Origin of the sequence: Streptomyces lasiicapitis, assembly GCF_014646335.1 — a bacterium.
Lineage (GTDB): Bacteria > Actinomycetota > Actinomycetes > Streptomycetales > Streptomycetaceae > Streptomyces > Streptomyces lasiicapitis.
The window spans coordinates 175196-191540 of sequence record NZ_BMNG01000015.1 but is presented as its reverse complement, the minus strand read 5'-3'; the positions used below and the strand labels follow the sequence as shown (position 1 = coordinate 191540).

The window sequence follows — 16345 nt, the reverse complement described above, 5'->3', positions numbered from 1 at the left end:
GTCAGAGCTGCGCGCGGCCGGTGAGCCGGTTGACGACCTCCGCCAACTGGGCGAAGGCCGGGCGGACGCTCGCGGGAGCCATCGAGGCGCGCAGTACGAACGGGACCTGCCCCCGGTCGATCCTCATGGCCACCTCGTCGTCCTCCGGGGGATCCTCGTCCTCGACGGGGAACCACAGCGTGATCCGGGCGTTCGCCGACGTGATGGCGACCGAGCCGACGAGCGAGTCCGGCACGTACCCCTCGTCCGCGTTCGACGGGAGCTCCATCAGGGACGCGACGTCCAACTGCCCTGCCAGGGCCGCCAGTTCCTCGGGGCGAACCGCCTCCGAGAACCGTTCGTCGACGTCCCGCAGCTCGTCCACGTGGGTCACCTCGGCCTGGCCCCCGGAAGGGACCGAGGCCCGGAACTCGACCCGCTGCCCCGGGCAGCCCCCGAAGATGTACAGGTCGAACGTCACATCGTCGGCAGCAGCGCCCTCTTGATCGCCCGCCGGCCCACCGGCCAGCCGTGCGACCGCGGCCCTCATGCGCTCGACGTCGGGCCGCGTAAAGGATTCGATGGTTACCCTCATGTCGTCCTCGTCCTCGTCGTGAAGCGGTCGGGCCTAGATGAGATCCAGGCCGATCGAGAAGACCTCGGCCGCGAGTGGAGCCGAGACACAGATCCGGTTGACGTGGCGCTGCAGCGCCGGTCCGGTGTTGTTGTCCATGACCGTTCCCGTGTTGACGGGGTTGCGGCTCGGGCAGTTCGCATCGGTGTACTCGTCCGGATTGCCGAGCATGTGCCCGAACTCGTGCGCGGCGACGTCGCCGGTGTCGGACGTGTCCCACGTCGTCATGTTGCTCTGGGCGGGGCCTTGGCGTACCCGGACGACGTGGTGGGGGCTGGAGGTCACCCACTGCACGTCGACGGTGATGGTGGAGGTGCCGTAGGGCCCGGCGCAGACGAAGTGGTTGCTCCACTTGTTCTCGATGCCGGTCTCCCACGTCGTGCGTAGTGTCGCCATCGTGGCGGCGCTGATCCCCGCGTCGGGGTTGAGCTGGATCCGTACCGTGACGGCGGTGCAGTTCTGGAAGTACGCGGCGTTCCAGGCGTAAATGCACTCGGACACCCGGAAGGAACGCTGGCCGACGTAGGGGCAGGGGCCCGCGAGGACCTGGAGGCCTTCGGCGGGCTCGGGGGCGGGGTGCGACACGACGACTCCCTTCGCCGCCACCGCATCGGAAGCGACAGGCTGGGACGCGGATGAGGGTGCGGAGCTCGCGCGGGGCGGCCCCGATGAGCCGGACGCATCGGACACGTCGGGCGCTCCGGACGCGTCGGGCGCGAGGTAATCGCTGTACTCCGGCAGCGGATCGACGCCGTAGAACGCGTCGGTCCTGCGGGTCAGGTCCAGGAACTCGGCGAAGAGGAGCGGGGAGTAGGGAACCGAGTCGATCCGGTGGAGGACGTTGCGCGCGTACGCCCGCGCGTTGTTCGCCTTGTAGTCGTACGCGTCCTTCGGCGTCGTGCCACCCGCGTCGCCAAGCCCGTGCAGAAAGTCCTCGATGCGCTCGCGCGCCAGCTGCCGGAGCGCGGGCGGGAGCGTGGAGATGCGGTGGACGGCCGGCACTGTGGCGATGTAGCTGGAGATCGAGTCGGCGTCGGCGAACTTCCCCGACAGGGCCATCGTGTAGTACGCGGGCAGGTCGAAGAGGTTGAGGTTGGTGATCGTGTTGTGCAGGTTGACGGTCGTGTTGGGCAGTGACTTGATATCGGTGAAATGGCGGAACACGTCGTCGAAGTCGCTGTGCATGCGTACGTATTCGGTTGCCCGCCGTGTGCCGTCCAGGCTGATGTTGAAATGAACGTGCCCAAATCGGGACAGGTACGGGCGGATGTCGACGTTTCCTGAGGTCAGCGTGGAACCGTTCGAGATGATCTCCACGGACACATCGTCCGACAGCTCGTTCAGCACGTCCAGGAAACGGGGCTCGTTGATGGGGTTGCCGCCGTGGAACGTGACGATGCGGATCGGGTTCGCCCGGATGAAGCTGATGACCTTGTCGATGTCATTGCGCCGGTACCCGACCGGCTCCACGCCCAGCATTCGGTGGCGGTCCGAATTCAGCCGCGTACTGAGCTTGTCGAAGCACATTCGGCAGCTGTAGGTGCAGAGGTTACTGAGGGCGATCAACAGATACTGCGTCCGGCTGACGTCGCCCGTCGTCTCGTCGTAGGCCTCCGCGACATCCCGCCAGTTGAATTTTTCCTGGTAGTAGGTGTGCACGGTCGGCTGGCGCGTCGCCTCGTCGAGGCATGCCCGGCAGCCCGCCGGCACCTCACCGCGCAGGAACTGCCGGCGGGCGATACGCATCTTCTCGCTGTTGACAAGGCCGGACATGTCGTCGACCAAGCCCAGACGACCGGCCTGCGGCCCCTTGTCCTCACAGCAGATGACCGACTCGCCATCGGCCCAGACGGCCAGCGAGACGAAGGGGGCGATGCAGAGCGGAGTCCTGTCCTCGGGCTTCTGACTCATCACGGCTCCCGGCGGGTAGCAGATGAAGAACGTCAGCGGTCGGCCGGGAAACCCGAACCAGCCTCGTCGCACGGCATTCTCGCGGAGGGATCCGAGCGTCCGCCATGACGAATAAATGCCCACAGACGAAGACCAGCCACACCGCGCGCCACAGGGGTGAGCAGATTTCGCTGCCGACCTCGTGGGCAGCGCCCGGGAGATGATGGTCCTCGCGCCCCACTCCCTGATCGCCAGTGGACCATTCTCACGCCCCGGAATGGCTCGTTTCTTATTCCGAAGCACTGGAATCAGGAGCGTTGTTCGGGTTATACGACTATGGCGGGAACCGTGCCTCTCTGCGTCACCGCAGGATCCGTTGCACCATCCGGGACAAGGCCGACCAGGATGGCCCGTGAGCGTCAGGCATTCATCGCGGCTCGGTCGGACTCGCTGCGAAGAACGCAGAATTCGTTGCCTTCGGGGTCGGCAAGGACTGCCCAGCCAGAGCCATCGGGATTCCGCTGATCGGTGACCAAGGTCGCGCCGAGGCCCAGCAGCCGTTCCACCTCACGCTCACGCGAGGTCTCAGGGCGCAAGCACAGATGGACCCGGTTCTTGATCTTCTTGGGCTCGGGCACCTGGTTGAAGTGCAGCACCGGGCCCTCCGCCAGCAGCACCTGGGTCTCCCGATCACCCGGCCCGTCCTCCGGATGCAGTGGACGGTCAGTCACCCTGCTCCAGAACCGGGCCAGCTCATAGGCATCCGCACAGTCGATCGCCACGTTCTGCACCACCGAAACCATGCGCGCGAGCCTGCCTGACATCCACTCCGGACGCCACCGAATTGCGCCCGGCCATCGCGAACACAGCTCAGACGCATCGCGGCACCATCGGTCACGATGCTGGCGCCTGGGTGCTCGCGATGAGGCCCCATTTCTCCCGGCTCGCACCGCTGGAACCGCTCCACCCACTCCTGCACGTACGGGGGCGTCCATTCCATGGTGACCGTCGTGCTCCCCGTGAGCTCGGCTCAGGCGTGGCGGCTCCTACGCCTAGATCTGGCTCATCGCCCAGAGCAGCCACAGGAGAACGGCCAGCGGGAGCACGATGGCCGCTGTGCCGAGCGCGATACCCGTACGCGCCCGGTAGGGATCGGCCCCTTCCCGGCCCCGCATCCTGCGCAGGTCGACAAAGCCGGTGACGACCGCACCGATCCCCGCGGGCCCGATGAGGCACAGGGGAAGGACACGAACCGGCGCCGGCAGGAAGAAGGCGAGGAACGCCATCGCGACTTCTTCCGGCAGGGCCAGCGCGGCTCCTGGCCCTGGGTCCCGTACACGTGCCGCTCGCCGGAGGCATCGCGCGCGCTTCGTCCGGACTGCTGTTCTCCGAACCGCCCAAGCTCGTGTCCGACGGCACTCCCACCCAGGCGCGGCTCGACGACCTGATGAAGTCAGGCCTCCAGCCCACCCTGTTGGAGGGCGGGGAACTGTGCGCCGCACTCGGGGGCGCCTACCTGCGCGTGGTGTGGGACGAGGAGGTCTCCGACCGACCGTGGATCGACACCGTCGCCGCCGACCGAGCCGTTCCTGAGTTCTGGTACGGGCGGCTCCTCGCGGTGACGTTCTGGACGGTCGTGGAGTCGGATGACTCCCGCCGCGTCCTGCGGCACCTGGAGGCCCTCGTCATGCCCGGGGTCAGTGCAGGGCGTCGATGGCCTTCACAATCAGCGCCCGCGCGTCCGCCCCGTACACGGCCATGCTGCGCAAGCGCTCGAATGTCTTCGAGTAGAGGGCGATCTCGGACGGCTGGGTGACGTTCACCGAGGCGGACACCAACTCCACGGATACAAGCGTGTCGTCGTAGATGTGGAAGGTCTCCTCCGGCCACTGCGCCCGCTCGCGTGCCGCCATAGGGACGATGCCGAGCGACACCGTCGGCAGCGCGCCCACGGTCAGCAGATGGCCGAGTTGGGCCGCCATCGCGTCCGCGTCCCCGATCTGGAAGCGGAGTACGGACTCCTCTAGGAGGAACACGAAGCGGTGGCCTGGCTCGTGGACGACGCGTGACCGGTCCATGCGTGCGCGCGCCGCCTCCGCGATGTCGTCTCTGGGCCGGTCGTGGAAGCGGGCCGCGATGGTCAGGACCGCCGCCGCGTAGCCCTCGGTTTGCAAGAGGCCTGGGACCACCGTGGACGAGTACACGCGGAACCACTCGGTCTCCCGGTAGAACTGCACCAGGCCGTCCTGGAGGTGCTTCAACCCGCTGCGTACCTGGTGACGCCATTCCCTGTACATCGACTCGGCGTTGAGGGACTGCACGATCAAGCCCTGCGCCTGGTCCGGGGCCTGCACGGCGGCACACCACCGGCGGATGTCCGTCGTTGAGGGGCCGGTGAGGGCGTTCTCGATGCGGGAGGTCTTGGAGTAGTGCCACCCGCAGCGGCTGGCCAGTTCAACGATCGACAGCCCCGCTTCCTTGCGGAGGCCACGCAGCCGTACGGCGACGGTCTCGCGCGCGGCTTGGGCCGACGAGGACGGGGAGAAGGACATGAGCTGGCCTACCGGTGTGTACGGTCAGTGGATCTCGTACTGCTCGTGAGGGACGGCGCGCGCCCATACAGCCTCGAAGGCGTCGGCGCACAGCTTGGTCACGGCCGGATCGTCGGAGAACTCCTCTCCCGCCCAAGCGCCGTCGCCGGTGAAGTGGTTCCAGCGGATCAGGCGGTCGTCGAACAGCCAGAAGTCGTTGCCGGGCAGAGCGATGTCCGAGGCGCGGCGTCGTGTTAGCCAGCGCACCTGTTCACCGGCTGCGACGTTGACCACCGTTCCGGCGTGCTCCCACCGGATGTAGTCGGTGACCGGCTCGGACACGATGCGCGCTCGCCGCACGGCGACGCCGCGGGCGATCGCACTGGAGATGAGGTCGACCCAGGGTGCCCAGTTCTCCGACTCGGGATCCGTGTCGCGCTGGCCGGTGCTTTGCCATGTGCTGAAGGCGCCGGACTCGTCGCTGATGCCGTACTGGTCCCGCATCTCCAGGTGGATAGCGGAGCGCGTGCAGTCCGCGAGGAGTTCAGCGAACGTCGGCGCGCTCGACGGCATCGCACGCCTCCCTGACCATGTGCACCATCCTGGCTGGGATACGGACTACGGCTTCGTCGTCGGGGATCCCTTTCGCGTGGCCCGGCAACTCGAACGCGGCACACTCCGCTTCGAGTTCGGGTTCCGGCCTCCAGCCCTGGAAGACGATTTCCTGCTTCTCCTGGTCGACCCACACGGTGGGACTCTTGTCCTTCTCGGTGGCTGGGTCGATTCCGACGAACAGTAGTGGCACGTCAGCCTCCATCCACGGGCCTTGCAGTTCTTTGCGTCACCGTTTCGCGCGCTGGCGGAGGAGTCAAGGGCGCGAAGCTGTCAACGCCCGCGCAACAGAAGCATGTTGCAAAGATCTGCACATTGCTAGCGACGCTGCGCGCTGCGCTCCTGGCGTCGAAGGTTCCAGCAAAGACCCAGGCGGCCGTGTCACCGGCCCCGGGCGTGGCCGACTATGAGGGAGTCGACATGGCCGAGAGTACGGCCCCCGCACCAGGCCCGGGAAGCAGCGCACGGGAGCACTCACCGGACCGCGGCGCCATCGCCGACTGGTTCGCCAGGGCGCATCCCAGCCCCCGCGAGGCAGTGGCAGAGTGGGCGAACCGGGGCGTCACGCTGCTGCCCCTCGGCGTACGGTTCGACGCCGTACGCGTCCCGGCCGAGCGCATTCACGACGCCGTGTGCAGCGAAAACCCGAAGACGGTGGCCACGGCCCTCGACGACTGGCTGTGCGGACCCGTCGTCCGCGACCTCCGGGCATCCAGCGGCGACTACTACGTACTCGTGGCACCAGAAGCCGAGTGGCACGGCGAGGAACAACGCCTCGGCAAGGGCAGCTTCCTCGTCGTCCCGCGCATCGGCAACCTCTCGATGATCACGCACTGGGTCGTGCCCCCGCGCCGCCCTGGAAACCTGTGCTCCACCACCCGCCTGCGTGCGCTCCTCACACTCGCCGACACCATGAGGACGGTCGAGCCGTGAACGCCACGTCCGACCTCGACGACCAGATCACAAAGCTCTACGCGGCCTACACGGAGCACCTGCGCCGCTGCCCCGAAAGCCACGTCCGCGCGGACTGCCTCGAAGGCATGCGCCTGCGCAAGGCCTGGACGGCGGCGCAGTGGGCGTCCCTGAAGGCCTCCGACGCGCAGACGCAGAGCCGTCGCAGTGAGCGGGCGCAACGTCGCCGAATTCCTCCGCGTGTTCGCTGTGCCCGCAGGAGCTTCTCGCCGGTAAAGGCGTCGCCCTCGGCAGCGCCGACACCTGGCACCCACACGCCTGCCCCTCCTGCTACGACATCCAGGGCCACGCCCTGATCACGTACCTGGACTGGAACGACCACACGGTAGACTGCGCGATCTGCCAGACCACACCGTGCGACACCGCCCAGACTCTCCGCCACGCCCACGAAGGCGCGCGGCAACGAGCCGGGCTCCGGCCGATCTTCTGCCTGGACTGCGGCACGGCCATGGGCGCCGAAGCCGTCCGGCCTCACGTGTGGATCGGCTCCGCCAGCATGGTCTTCAGCTACGTCCACGCCATTCCGTGCCCACCATCGGCGGAGGCGGTGTGATGTGTGCCCGTCCCGACCTCTGCCGATGGCGGGCGGACGGCTTTCCATGTGTTCGGCAGACAAGCGGCACCGACAGGCGTGTCACGGCAGTTCACGCTCAGGCGTGCGCCCCCATCGCTCCGGCAACCGTGAATCGTTCGATCGTAGTGCGGGCCAGTTCCGGCTTGGTCGCGAAGACGGTGTCCTCGCCGAGCCCTGGCGCCCGGCAGCAGTCGAGGTCGCCTGTCCAGGAGCGCGGGACGTACAGCTCCCGATCCACCGCCGTGTGTTCCCGGGCGTCGGCGTAGACGAGGCAGACGGCGACCCGGGAGATCTCGATCCGTCCTGCGGTGCCGGTGTACTGGCGTCGGATCCCGGCGGTGTCGGTGCCCTTCTTCACGTCGCCGGTCTCGTCGGCGACCAGTACCGCTGCATCGTCGTGGAGGTGCTCGACGACATATTCACGGACGTCGTCACGGACGGCGCCGGCGTTCCAGGAAGGGCGGCGGGAAGACACCCAGCACAGCAAGTGCTGATGTCACGGAAATCCGTGGACGTACGCGCGGGAGATCACTACTGTGTGGCTCACGCCCTGAGACGGATGGAAGGAGGCGAGTGCCGTGCAGTTCACACCTTTTCAGCGCTCCCTCTTCCGCTGTCCCGGCGTGGTTCGTCAGTTCTGACCGGGAGCGCTCCAAGCAGCCTGTATCCCGGAGGAATCCATGACCGATCTGGTCATCCGCGCGCTCTCCGCGCGCGACGCTCATCTCTTCGACGCACTCCCCGACCCCCTGGGCGCCCGTGAAGGCCATCGGCGTACCCGGTTCCGCACCGACTGGAAGCGCGTCGCCCTGCGCGACGGCGAGGTCGTCGCACGCGGCGCGTGGTGGGGCGGCCCCGACGACTCGGAGCCCGTCAACATCAACTGGTTCGACGTGGCCGAGGGCGAGGAGGAGGCCGGGGCCGAACTCCTGCGCTCCGCTCCCTGGCAGGTCGAACTCGAGATCAACCTGCCCGGCGACTGGAGGGAGAAGACCGACCTGCGCGCCGCCGCCGAGGCGCGCTTCGCCGCCGCACGAGCCGCAGGGTACGAACTCCTGGTGGAACGCTTCCTGTACCGCTGGACCCCCGAGCGAGGTCTGCCCGAGCGGCCCGGACGCCTGCGCTTCGGCGCCGAACCCGACGACACCGTGTTCTTCGACGCGTTGCGCCGCATCCACTCCACCACCCTGGACGCCCACGCGCTCAAGGCCATCAAGGAGGGCGGCCTCGACCAAGCCGCCCAGGAGGAACTCGACTTCTTCCACTGGTGCCCCTCCCCACGGGAGTGGTGGCAGATCGCGCGCACGCCGCAGGGCGACCTGGCCGGCATCCACATCCCGGCCCACAACCCCTCAGGACCGACCATCGGCTTCATCGGAGTCGTCCCGGAACAGCGCGGTCGCGGCTACGCCTACGACCTCCTCGCGGAGTGCACCCACCACCTCGTCGAGCAGGGCGCGGAGTTCGTCACCGGAGCGACGGACCGGGGCAACTTCCCCATGGCCGCGAACTTCACCAAGGCCGGCTTCCCCGTCGTCCGTGAACGCATCAACTTCCACCCGGCGGGCCAAGCGGCCTAGCAAGGAGTAGCACGCGGTGAGTGGTCCGGTCCGGTCCCGAGGGCAGGCCCGGACCACTTGCCAGTGCCCGGTAGGGCCGACGGCCGAGGCGGGGCACCCGGCAGGGGGTAGCGTTCCAGCATGACGTCAGTGCCGCCCCGGTTTCCGCCGTACCCGATCCGCGGTGTGCACGTGCTGCATCAGAAGCAGAACTGCGCGCCGCACTTCGCGGAGATCGCGGTGGACTTCGAGCCCGCGGCCGGCGGCTTCGTCTTCGAGGTGGCCCAAGGGCTGACGGTGGAGTACGAACCTGCCGAGGACCTGCCACGCTTCTTCGCGGCCGCCGCCGCGGGGATCGAGGAGCAACTGAGCCTGCCCGAGCACGGAATCGTGATCGCCACCCGGGTGGTGCTGCGGCGTGCCCGCGCCCATACGTTCGGCTCCCACGAGCTGGCATTCAAGATCGCGGGCTATCTCGCCGCCCGCAAGGCCTTGGAGCGTACGAGGGTGCCGCGACTCTGAGCGGTCCCCGGTCGCGACGGCGGACAGGGTAAGTAGGCCTGTGCAGCCCCGAAGTTCGCGCAGTCCGCGGTCGATGTTCTTCGAAGCGCTTCGACATCGATGCCCGCCAGTGAAAGAAGTGTGTCTTCCTGCGCAGATCCTTGCTGTTCAGAAGCCCCATCATTACTGTCCACAGACGCAAGCGCTTCGACACTTCGTACCTGCGTCTGGCAACCCCGGTGCTTGGAAGTAAGGGGACCGAGCACCGTTCCCGCAGTTCTTGAGCGCGCCACCTCGACGACACGAGCCACCCATCATCGCGAGCAGCACCGCATGCTGCGGGGGGCCGGAACAACCCATAGCCGTCCTTGGAGGGACACATGAGATGGCAAGCCCTTAAATCCAGCAGCAGCAAGCCGGCCGGGTTCGGTCGACTGGCCCTGATCGTCGCCGTGGTCGCCGGGTTACTGAGCTTCACGGCCCCGGCGCAGGCCCAGGACTCCACCTGCGACCGGTGGGGTCAGTACACCCAGGGCACCTGGACGATCTACAACAACGTCTGGGGCGAAACCCACGGAACGCAGTGCCAGACCGTCAACAGCATCAAGTCCTGGCACGTCGACGCCAACCACTCCGGCGGCGGGATCAAGTCCTACCCGAACACCTCGGTCCGGCCCCAGACGCCGCTGTCGCAGTTGAACTCGGCGGGCTTCTGGTACAACACGTCGTCGGCTCCCGTCTCCGGCAGTGACCACTGGAACTGGACGAGCGACCTCTGGTCGACCGGCAACCAGGACGAGATCATGGTCTTCACCAGCTGGTCCGGGACGGCAGGCGGCTGGGGAAGGCAGATCGCGTCCAACGTGACCATCGGCGGCATCCTCTACGCGTCGGTCTGGCAGGTCGATCCCGGCTGGAACGTCCTGCAGCTCATCCCCGCCCAGCAGACCAACACCGGCAGCATCGACGCCTCGGCGGTCTGGCGATGGGCCGCGTCGCAGAACCTCCTGCGCGACACCACCTTCGACACGATGCAGTTCGGCCTCGAGATCACCTCGACCAGCGGCGTGCAGAAGCGGTACTCGCTGAACTCCTACAGCGCCTGGTGGAACAACACCTCCGGCGGCGGATCAAGTATCTAGCCGCGATACGCGCGACATGACAGTGCACTCCGTCCGCGCATAGCGACGAACGCCGAAGCGATTCCCCAACGCATACCTTGCCGCCGGGCCTCGAACGACGAGGTCCGGCGGCAAGGTGTGCGGAGTCCTCGAATTCAGGCGGGGTGTCGGCGGGTCTCGTCGATCCCCTTCGCGGCCTGGGCCACGGGATAGGGAACGAACGTGCTGCTGTTCTCGTCGATCGCCAGTCGGCGGTCCAGGGGCGGCACGGCCCGTTGCGGGCAGTCGGTGCGTTCGCACAGGCGGCAGCCCATGCCGATGGGGACGGCGGCTGAGACGTTGTCGAGGTCGAGGCCGTCGGAGTAGACGAGGCGGGTGGCGTGGCGGATCTCGCAACCGAGGCCGATGGCGAAGGTCTTGCCGGGCTCGCCCCAGCCGCCGCGGTGGCGGGTGACGGCGCGGGCGGTCCACAGATAGCGCTGCCCGTCGGGCATGGCGGCGACCTGGACGTGGATGCGGCCGGGGGCGGCGAACGCCTCGTACACGTTCCACAGCGGGCAGGTGCCGCCGGCGCGGGAGAAGTGGAAGGCGCTGGCGGACTGGCGCTTGGACATGTTGCCCGCACGGTCCACGCGCACGAAGGAGAAGGGCACGCCGCGCAGGCGGGGCCGCTGGAGCGTGCTGAGGCGGTGGCAGATGGTCTCGTAGCCGAGGCCGAAGTGGTCGGTCAGCCGCTCGATGTCGTACCGGAATTCCTCCGCGGCCGTGTGGAAGCGGCGGTACGGCAGGATCAGCGCGGCGGCGAAGTAGTTGGCGATGCCGATGCGGGCGAGCGGCCAGGCGGCGGAGTCCGGCCCGAAGTCCTCCGAGGCGAGCGCGGAGATCTCGTCCGCGTACTCGAGCAGCGCGAGCTGGGTGGCCATGCGGAACGCCTGCTGGCCGGGGCGCAGGCGGCCGGAGAGGTGCAGGACGCGGGCCGTCGGGTCGTAGTGGTGCAGGAGCAGGTCGGAGTCGGCGGCCAGGCGCACCCCGTGGTGCTCGGTCAGGCGGGCGGACAGGGCGCGGACGACCTCGCCGGGGCGGATGCCGATGGTCGCGGCGAGCTGTTCGGCGGCGAGGTCGGTGTCGTGCAGGTAGTTCTGGCGGCGGTAGAAGAACTCGCGGATCTCCTCGTGGGCGGAGCGTGGCTGCGCCTCCGTGCCCGGCCCGCGGCCCTCCGCGGCTTCGGAGAGCTGTTCGGTGAGGTGCTGGTTGCGTCGGCCGAGGTCGACGAGGACCTTCGCCACGGCGGGCATGCGGGAGGCCAGCTCCGAGAGGTCGGTCGCGGACACGCGGCCCGCGGAGACCTCGCCGGTGAGCGCGTCGCGCAGGTCGGCCACCAGGCGGCTGGTGTCGCGCTCGGAGAAGAAGCCCGGGTCGATGCCGAAGGCCTCGGTCAGGCGCAGCAGTACGGGCACGGTCAGCGGGCGGGAGTCGTGCTCCATCTGGTTCAGGTAGCTCGGCGAGATGTCGAGGGTGCGGGCCAGGTCGGCCTGACTCATGCGCCGCTCCTCGCGCAGCCGCCGCAGCCTCGTGCCCGCGTACGTCTTGCTCACCCGTGGCTCCTGTCCGGTCGCGTCGCGATGGTCCGCGCTGATGATCCGCACTGCTGGGCGATGGTAGCCGCGCCCACACGGCTTGTGGCGTTAACAGAGTTGGCAAAACGGCGGACCAAGATGCGCAGAACTTAGCAGCCTTCCACTCTTGTTGGCACTGAGTGCCGCTGCCAGAGTCGTACTGCGGCTCGCCGGACTCCAGCGGGCGGAACGGAAACCGGGCGCGATTCATGCCCTGACGTCGGAGACCCCGGCCCCCTCCGTCCAGCTCGGCGACATTGCTCAGATGGCTCACCCAGGAGCCTGCGAGCCGCACCCCCTAAGCCAGTCAGGAAGCCAGTCAGGCACTCAGTGCCAGACATTCGCATAGTTCACGATTCACAGTTCACGATTCGAGTCACGAGTCTCCGGGAGACGGTCATGGCGCAGGCAGGGACGACGACGGAAACGGCCCAGGAGCTGGCCCAGCGGTGGGCGAGCGACCCCCGCTGGAAGGGCATCGAGCGCACCTACACCGCCGAGGAGGTCGTCCGGCTCTCCGGCAGCGTCCGCGAGGAGCACACGCTGGCCCGGCGCGGCGCCGAGCGGCTGTGGCGGCAGCTGCACGAGCGCGACTACATCCACGCGCTCGGCGCGCTGACCGGCGGCCAGGCGGTGCAGCAGGTGAAGGCGGGCCTGCAGGCGATCTACCTGTCGGGCTGGCAGGTGGCCGCCGACGCCAACCAGGCCGGACACACCTACCCCGACCAGTCGCTCTACCCGGCCAACTCCGTTCCCCAGGTGGTGCGCCGCATCAACAACGCGCTGCTGCGCGCCGACCAGATCGCCACCAGCGAGGGCGACTCCGACGTGGACTGGCTCGCGCCGATCGTCGCCGACGCCGAGGCCGGCTTCGGCGGCCCGCTCAACGCCTTCGAGCTGACCAAGGCGATGATCGCCGCCGGCGCCGCCGGGATCCACTACGAGGACCAGCTCGCCTCCGAGAAGAAGTGCGGCCATCTCGGCGGCAAGGTCCTGGTGCCCACCGCCCAGCACGTCCGTACCCTCAACGCGGCCCGCCTCGCCGCCGACATCGCCGACGTGCCCACCCTGATCGTGGCCCGTACCGACGCGCTCGCCGCCAACCTCCTCACCAGCGACGTCGACGAGCGCGACGCGCAGTTCGTCACCGGCGAGCGCACCGCCGAGGGCTTCTACCGCGTCCAGAACGGCATGGCCCCGGTCATCGCTCGCGGCCTCGCCTACGCCCCGTACGCCGACCTGATCTGGGTCGAGACCGGCACCCCGGACCTGGCGCAGGCCCGCGAGTTCGCCGAGGCGATCCACGCCGAGCACCCGGACCAGATGCTGGCCTACAACTGCTCGCCGTCGTTCAACTGGAAGGCGGCCCTGGACGACGACCAGATCGCCAAGTTCCAGCGGGAGTTGGGCGCGATGGGCTACCGCTTCCAGTTCATCACCCTGGCCGGGTTCCACTCTCTGAACCACGGCATGTTCGACCTGGCCCGCGGCTACGCCGAGCACGGGATGACCGCGTACGTCGACCTCCAGGAGCGGGAGTTCGCCGCGCAGGCCGACGGGTTCACTGCCGTTAAGCATCAGCGGGAGGTCGGTACTGGGTACTTCGACCTGGTGTCCACCGCGGTCAATCCGGCCTCGTCCACCACCGCGCTGGCCGGGTCCACGGAGGCGGAGCAGTTCCACTAGGAAACGACGCCTGAGTGCTTCGTCCGCGGGTCGGTGGGGGCTGAGCGCGCAATTCCCCGCGCCCCTTACGGGGCGCGCCTGCCGCGCTCCCTCCCCTGCCCGCCCTCTTCCGTCCCGCTCCCGCTCCCGCTGAGGAGACCTCCATGACCACCATCGCTCCGACCGTCACCGTCCGGGTCCTCGGCCAGCCGGGTGACCGCCACGACGAGATCCTCTCCCCCGCGGCGCTGGAGTTCGTCGGCCGTCTCGTCGACGCCTTCGGTGACCGCCGCCTGGAAATCCTCAAGGAACGCATGCGGGTGCGGGACCGGCTGGCGTCCGGCTCCCCGCTCGACTTCTCGCTCACCACCGGACGTATCCGCGCCGACGACTCCTGGCGCGTGGCGCCCCCCGCGCCCGGCCTGACCGACCGCCGCGTGGAGATCACCGGGCCGCCGGACCGCCGGATGACGGTCAACGCCCTCAACTCGGGCGCGCGGGTGTGGATGGCGGACTTCGAGGACGCCACCTCGCCCACCTGGAACAACGTCGTCGACGGTCAGTTGAACCTGCTCGACGCCATCGAGCGCCGCATCGACTTCACCACACCGGAGGGCAAGCGGTACGAGCTGGGCGAGCAGCTCGCGACCATCGTCGTGCGCCCGCGCGGCTGGCACCTGACCGAGGACCACCTGGAGTTCGACGGCCACCCGGCGCCCGCGTCGCTTGTGGACTTCGGGCTGTACTTCTTCCACTGCGCCCAGCGGCAGATCGACGCCGGACACGGCCCGTACTTCTACCTGCCGAAGCTGGAGAGCCGCGGCGAGGCACGGCTGTGGAACGACGTGTTCGTGCTCGCCCAGGATCTGCTCGGCATCCCCCGCGGCACGATCCGCGCCACCGTCCTGATCGAGACCATCACGGCGGCCGTCGCGATGGAGGAGATCCTCTACGAGCTGCGCGAGCACAGCTCCGGCCTCAACGCCGGGCGCTGGGACTACCTGTTCAGCCTCATCAAGACCTTCGGGCACCGCACCGACTTCCTTCTCCCCGACCGGGCGAAGGTCACCATGACCGCCCCGTTCATGCGGGCGTACACCGAACTCCTCGTGCGCACCTGCCACAAGCGCGGCGCGCACGCCATCGGCGGCATGGCCGCCCACGTGCCCAGCAAGGACCCCGACGCCCACCAGGCCGCGCTCGCCAAGGTGCGGCTCGACAAGGAACGCGAGGCCGAGGACGGCTTCGACGGCTCCTGGGTCGCCCATCCCGCGCTCGTCCCCGCCTGCCGCGAGGTCTTCGACGGGGTGCTCGAGAGCCGTCCGCACCAGATCGAACGCACCCGCGACGACGTCGAGGTGACGGCGGCTCAGCTCCTGTCCGTGCGCCGCGTCAGCGCGCCGCCCACCCCCGAGGGTGTCCGTACGAACATCTCGGTGGCCCTGCGCTACTTCGCCGCGTGGCTGCGCGGGCAGGGTGCCGTCGCCCTGGACGGGCTGATGGAGGACGCCGCCACCGCCGAGATCGCCCGGGTGCAGATCTGGCAGTGGCTGCGGCACCGGGTCGTCGAACGCGCCACGGTCGTAGACCTGATGGAAGCCGAACTCGACTCCCTGGGCGCGCAGTACCCCTGGGCTCCCGTCGACGACATCCGCGCGCTCTTCGAACGCACCGCCCTCGCACGGGAATTGCCGGCCTTCTTCACTAACGACGCCTACAGCCGCCACCTCGTCGACCGCCGCCCGGAGGGCGACCACCGCCCGGAGGGACAATCATGACCACAGCCATCCGCCGCATCGGCGTCGTCGGTGGCGGCCAGATGGGCGCCGGAATCGCCGAGGTGTGCGCCCGCGCCGGTCTGGACACCGTGGTGTGCGAGGCCGACGCCGTCGCCGCCCGTGCCGCCCGCGAGCGGATCGCCGTCTCCCTCGAACGCGCCGTCCAGCGCGGCAAGTTGGACCGTATCTCCGCCGAGGACGCGCTGGCCCGGATGGTCTTCACCGGCAGCCTCGACGACCTGGCCGACCGCCAACTCGTCGTCGAGGCCGTGGTCGAGAACACCGCGGCGAAGACGGAGGTGTTCGCCGCCCTCGACAAGATCGTCGAGGACCCCGGGGCGATCCTCGCCACCAACACCTCGTCCATCCCGGTCATGCGCCTGGGCATGGCCACCGGACGCGCCGACCGCGTCCTCGGACTGCACTTCTTCAACCCTGTCCCGGTCCTGCCCCTGGTCGAGGTCGTCTCCTCGCTGCACACGGACCCCGAGACGGTCTCCGTCATCGAGGACTTCGCCACGCACACCCTGGGCAAAACCGTCGTACGCTCCCAGGACCGCGCCGGCTTCGTCGTCAACGCCCTGCTCGTCCCGTATCTCCTCTCGGCCATCCGCATGGCCGAGTCCGGGTTCGCCACCGCGACCGACGTGGACGCCGGGATGGAGCTGGGCTGCGCCCACCCGATGGGCCCGCTCAAGCTGGCCGACCTGATCGGCCTGGACACTGTCGCGTCCATCGCCGAATCCCTCTACGAGGAGTTCAAGGAACCTCTGTACGCCCCGCCGCCGCTGCTCCAGCGGATGGTGGAGGCGGGGCTGCTCGGCCGGAAGAGCGGCCGCGGGTTCCACACGTACGACCGGGGCTGAGGGGCCCGGGTCCGCCGTCGGCTGAGGGGCCTGCGGCTGCTGTGAAG

At 68.7% G+C, this 16345-nt stretch carries 15 protein-coding genes and 1 pseudogene; 7 read left to right on the top strand and 9 right to left on the bottom strand.

What is annotated here, in order from left to right; translation table 11 throughout:
* Window position 1: 1 nt before the first annotated feature.
* From IEY91_RS31180 to IEY91_RS31150, 7 genes are all read right to left on the bottom strand, one after another.
* The gene (locus IEY91_RS31180) at window positions 2-574 is read right to left on the bottom strand and encodes a hypothetical protein (protein ID WP_189176521.1); all 573 of its coding nucleotides are present in this window, start codon (window positions 572-574) and stop codon (window positions 2-4) included.
* Between the two features lie 33 nt (window positions 575-607).
* Window positions 608-2524 carry a twitch domain-containing radical SAM protein gene (locus tag IEY91_RS31175; protein ID WP_189176520.1) on the bottom strand — a complete coding sequence of 639 codons (1917 nt, stop codon included), beginning with the start codon at window positions 2522-2524 and terminating at the stop codon, window positions 608-610.
* Window positions 2525-2922: 398 nt separating this feature from the next.
* Window positions 2923-3306 carry a VOC family protein gene (locus tag IEY91_RS31170; RefSeq protein ID WP_189176519.1) on the bottom strand — a complete coding sequence of 128 codons (384 nt, stop codon included), beginning with the start codon at window positions 3304-3306 and terminating at the stop codon, window positions 2923-2925.
* 249 nt (window positions 3307-3555) lie between these two features.
* Entirely contained in the window at window positions 3556-3789 is a 234-nt protein-coding gene (locus tag IEY91_RS31165; RefSeq protein WP_164327442.1) for a hypothetical protein, read from the bottom strand.
* Between the two features lie 411 nt (window positions 3790-4200).
* The gene (locus IEY91_RS31160) at window positions 4201-5055 is read right to left on the bottom strand and encodes a helix-turn-helix domain-containing protein (RefSeq protein ID WP_189176518.1); all 855 of its coding nucleotides are present in this window, start codon (window positions 5053-5055) and stop codon (window positions 4201-4203) included.
* 24 nt (window positions 5056-5079) lie between these two features.
* Window positions 5080-5607, bottom strand: a complete 528-nt coding sequence (locus IEY91_RS31155) for a DUF6879 family protein (protein ID WP_189176517.1) — start codon at window positions 5605-5607, stop codon at window positions 5080-5082.
* Entirely contained in the window at window positions 5579-5839 is a 261-nt protein-coding gene (locus tag IEY91_RS31150) for a hypothetical protein (protein WP_164327439.1), read from the bottom strand. Before IEY91_RS31150 ends, IEY91_RS31155 begins: the two co-directional genes overlap by 29 nt.
* 227 nt (window positions 5840-6066) lie before the next feature.
* Between IEY91_RS31150 and IEY91_RS31145 the strand changes: the two genes are divergently transcribed.
* Entirely contained in the window at window positions 6067-6579 is a 513-nt protein-coding gene (locus IEY91_RS31145; RefSeq protein ID WP_229697333.1) for a hypothetical protein, read from the top strand.
* A gap of 698 nt (window positions 6580-7277) precedes the next feature.
* Here IEY91_RS31145 and IEY91_RS31140 read toward each other — a convergent pair.
* A pseudogene (locus IEY91_RS31140) lies at window positions 7278-7685 on the bottom strand (transposase); the annotation flags it as partial.
* A 187-nt stretch (window positions 7686-7872) separates the two neighbouring features.
* On the opposite strand from IEY91_RS31140, the gene IEY91_RS31135 reads away from it, so the two are divergent.
* The 3 genes from IEY91_RS31135 to IEY91_RS31125 all read left to right on the top strand — a co-directional run bounded on the left by IEY91_RS31135 (window position 7873) and on the right by IEY91_RS31125 (window position 10394).
* Window positions 7873-8772, top strand: a complete 900-nt coding sequence (locus tag IEY91_RS31135; protein ID WP_189176516.1) for a GNAT family N-acetyltransferase — start codon at window positions 7873-7875, stop codon at window positions 8770-8772.
* Between the two features lie 120 nt (window positions 8773-8892).
* Window positions 8893-9273 carry a hypothetical protein gene (locus tag IEY91_RS31130; protein ID WP_189176515.1) on the top strand — a complete coding sequence of 127 codons (381 nt, stop codon included), beginning with the start codon at window positions 8893-8895 and terminating at the stop codon, window positions 9271-9273.
* A 359-nt stretch (window positions 9274-9632) separates the two neighbouring features.
* On the top strand, window positions 9633-10394 hold the full coding sequence (locus IEY91_RS31125; RefSeq protein WP_189176514.1) for a glycoside hydrolase family 12 protein: 762 nt from the start codon (window positions 9633-9635) through the stop codon (window positions 10392-10394).
* A gap of 134 nt (window positions 10395-10528) precedes the next feature.
* On the opposite strand, the gene IEY91_RS31120 is transcribed toward IEY91_RS31125, so the two are convergent.
* Entirely contained in the window at window positions 10529-11968 is a 1440-nt protein-coding gene (locus IEY91_RS31120) for a short-chain fatty acyl-CoA regulator family protein (protein ID WP_189176513.1), read from the bottom strand.
* A 420-nt stretch (window positions 11969-12388) separates the two neighbouring features.
* Here IEY91_RS31120 and aceA point away from each other — a divergent pair, with 420 nt between their 5' ends.
* The 3 genes from aceA to IEY91_RS31105 all read left to right on the top strand — a co-directional run bounded on the left by aceA (window position 12389) and on the right by IEY91_RS31105 (window position 16298).
* Entirely contained in the window at window positions 12389-13675 is a 1287-nt protein-coding gene (gene aceA, locus IEY91_RS31115) for an isocitrate lyase (RefSeq protein WP_189176512.1), read from the top strand.
* A 143-nt stretch (window positions 13676-13818) separates the two neighbouring features.
* Window positions 13819-15432 (top strand): malate synthase A, encoded by a 1614-nt coding sequence (gene aceB, locus IEY91_RS31110; RefSeq protein WP_189176511.1) that lies wholly within the window; start codon window positions 13819-13821, stop codon window positions 15430-15432.
* A complete protein-coding gene (locus IEY91_RS31105; protein ID WP_189176510.1) occupies window positions 15429-16298 on the top strand; it encodes a 3-hydroxybutyryl-CoA dehydrogenase in 870 nt (289 codons plus the stop codon). Before aceB ends, IEY91_RS31105 begins: the two co-directional genes overlap by 4 nt.
* Window positions 16299-16345 lie beyond the last annotated feature (47 nt).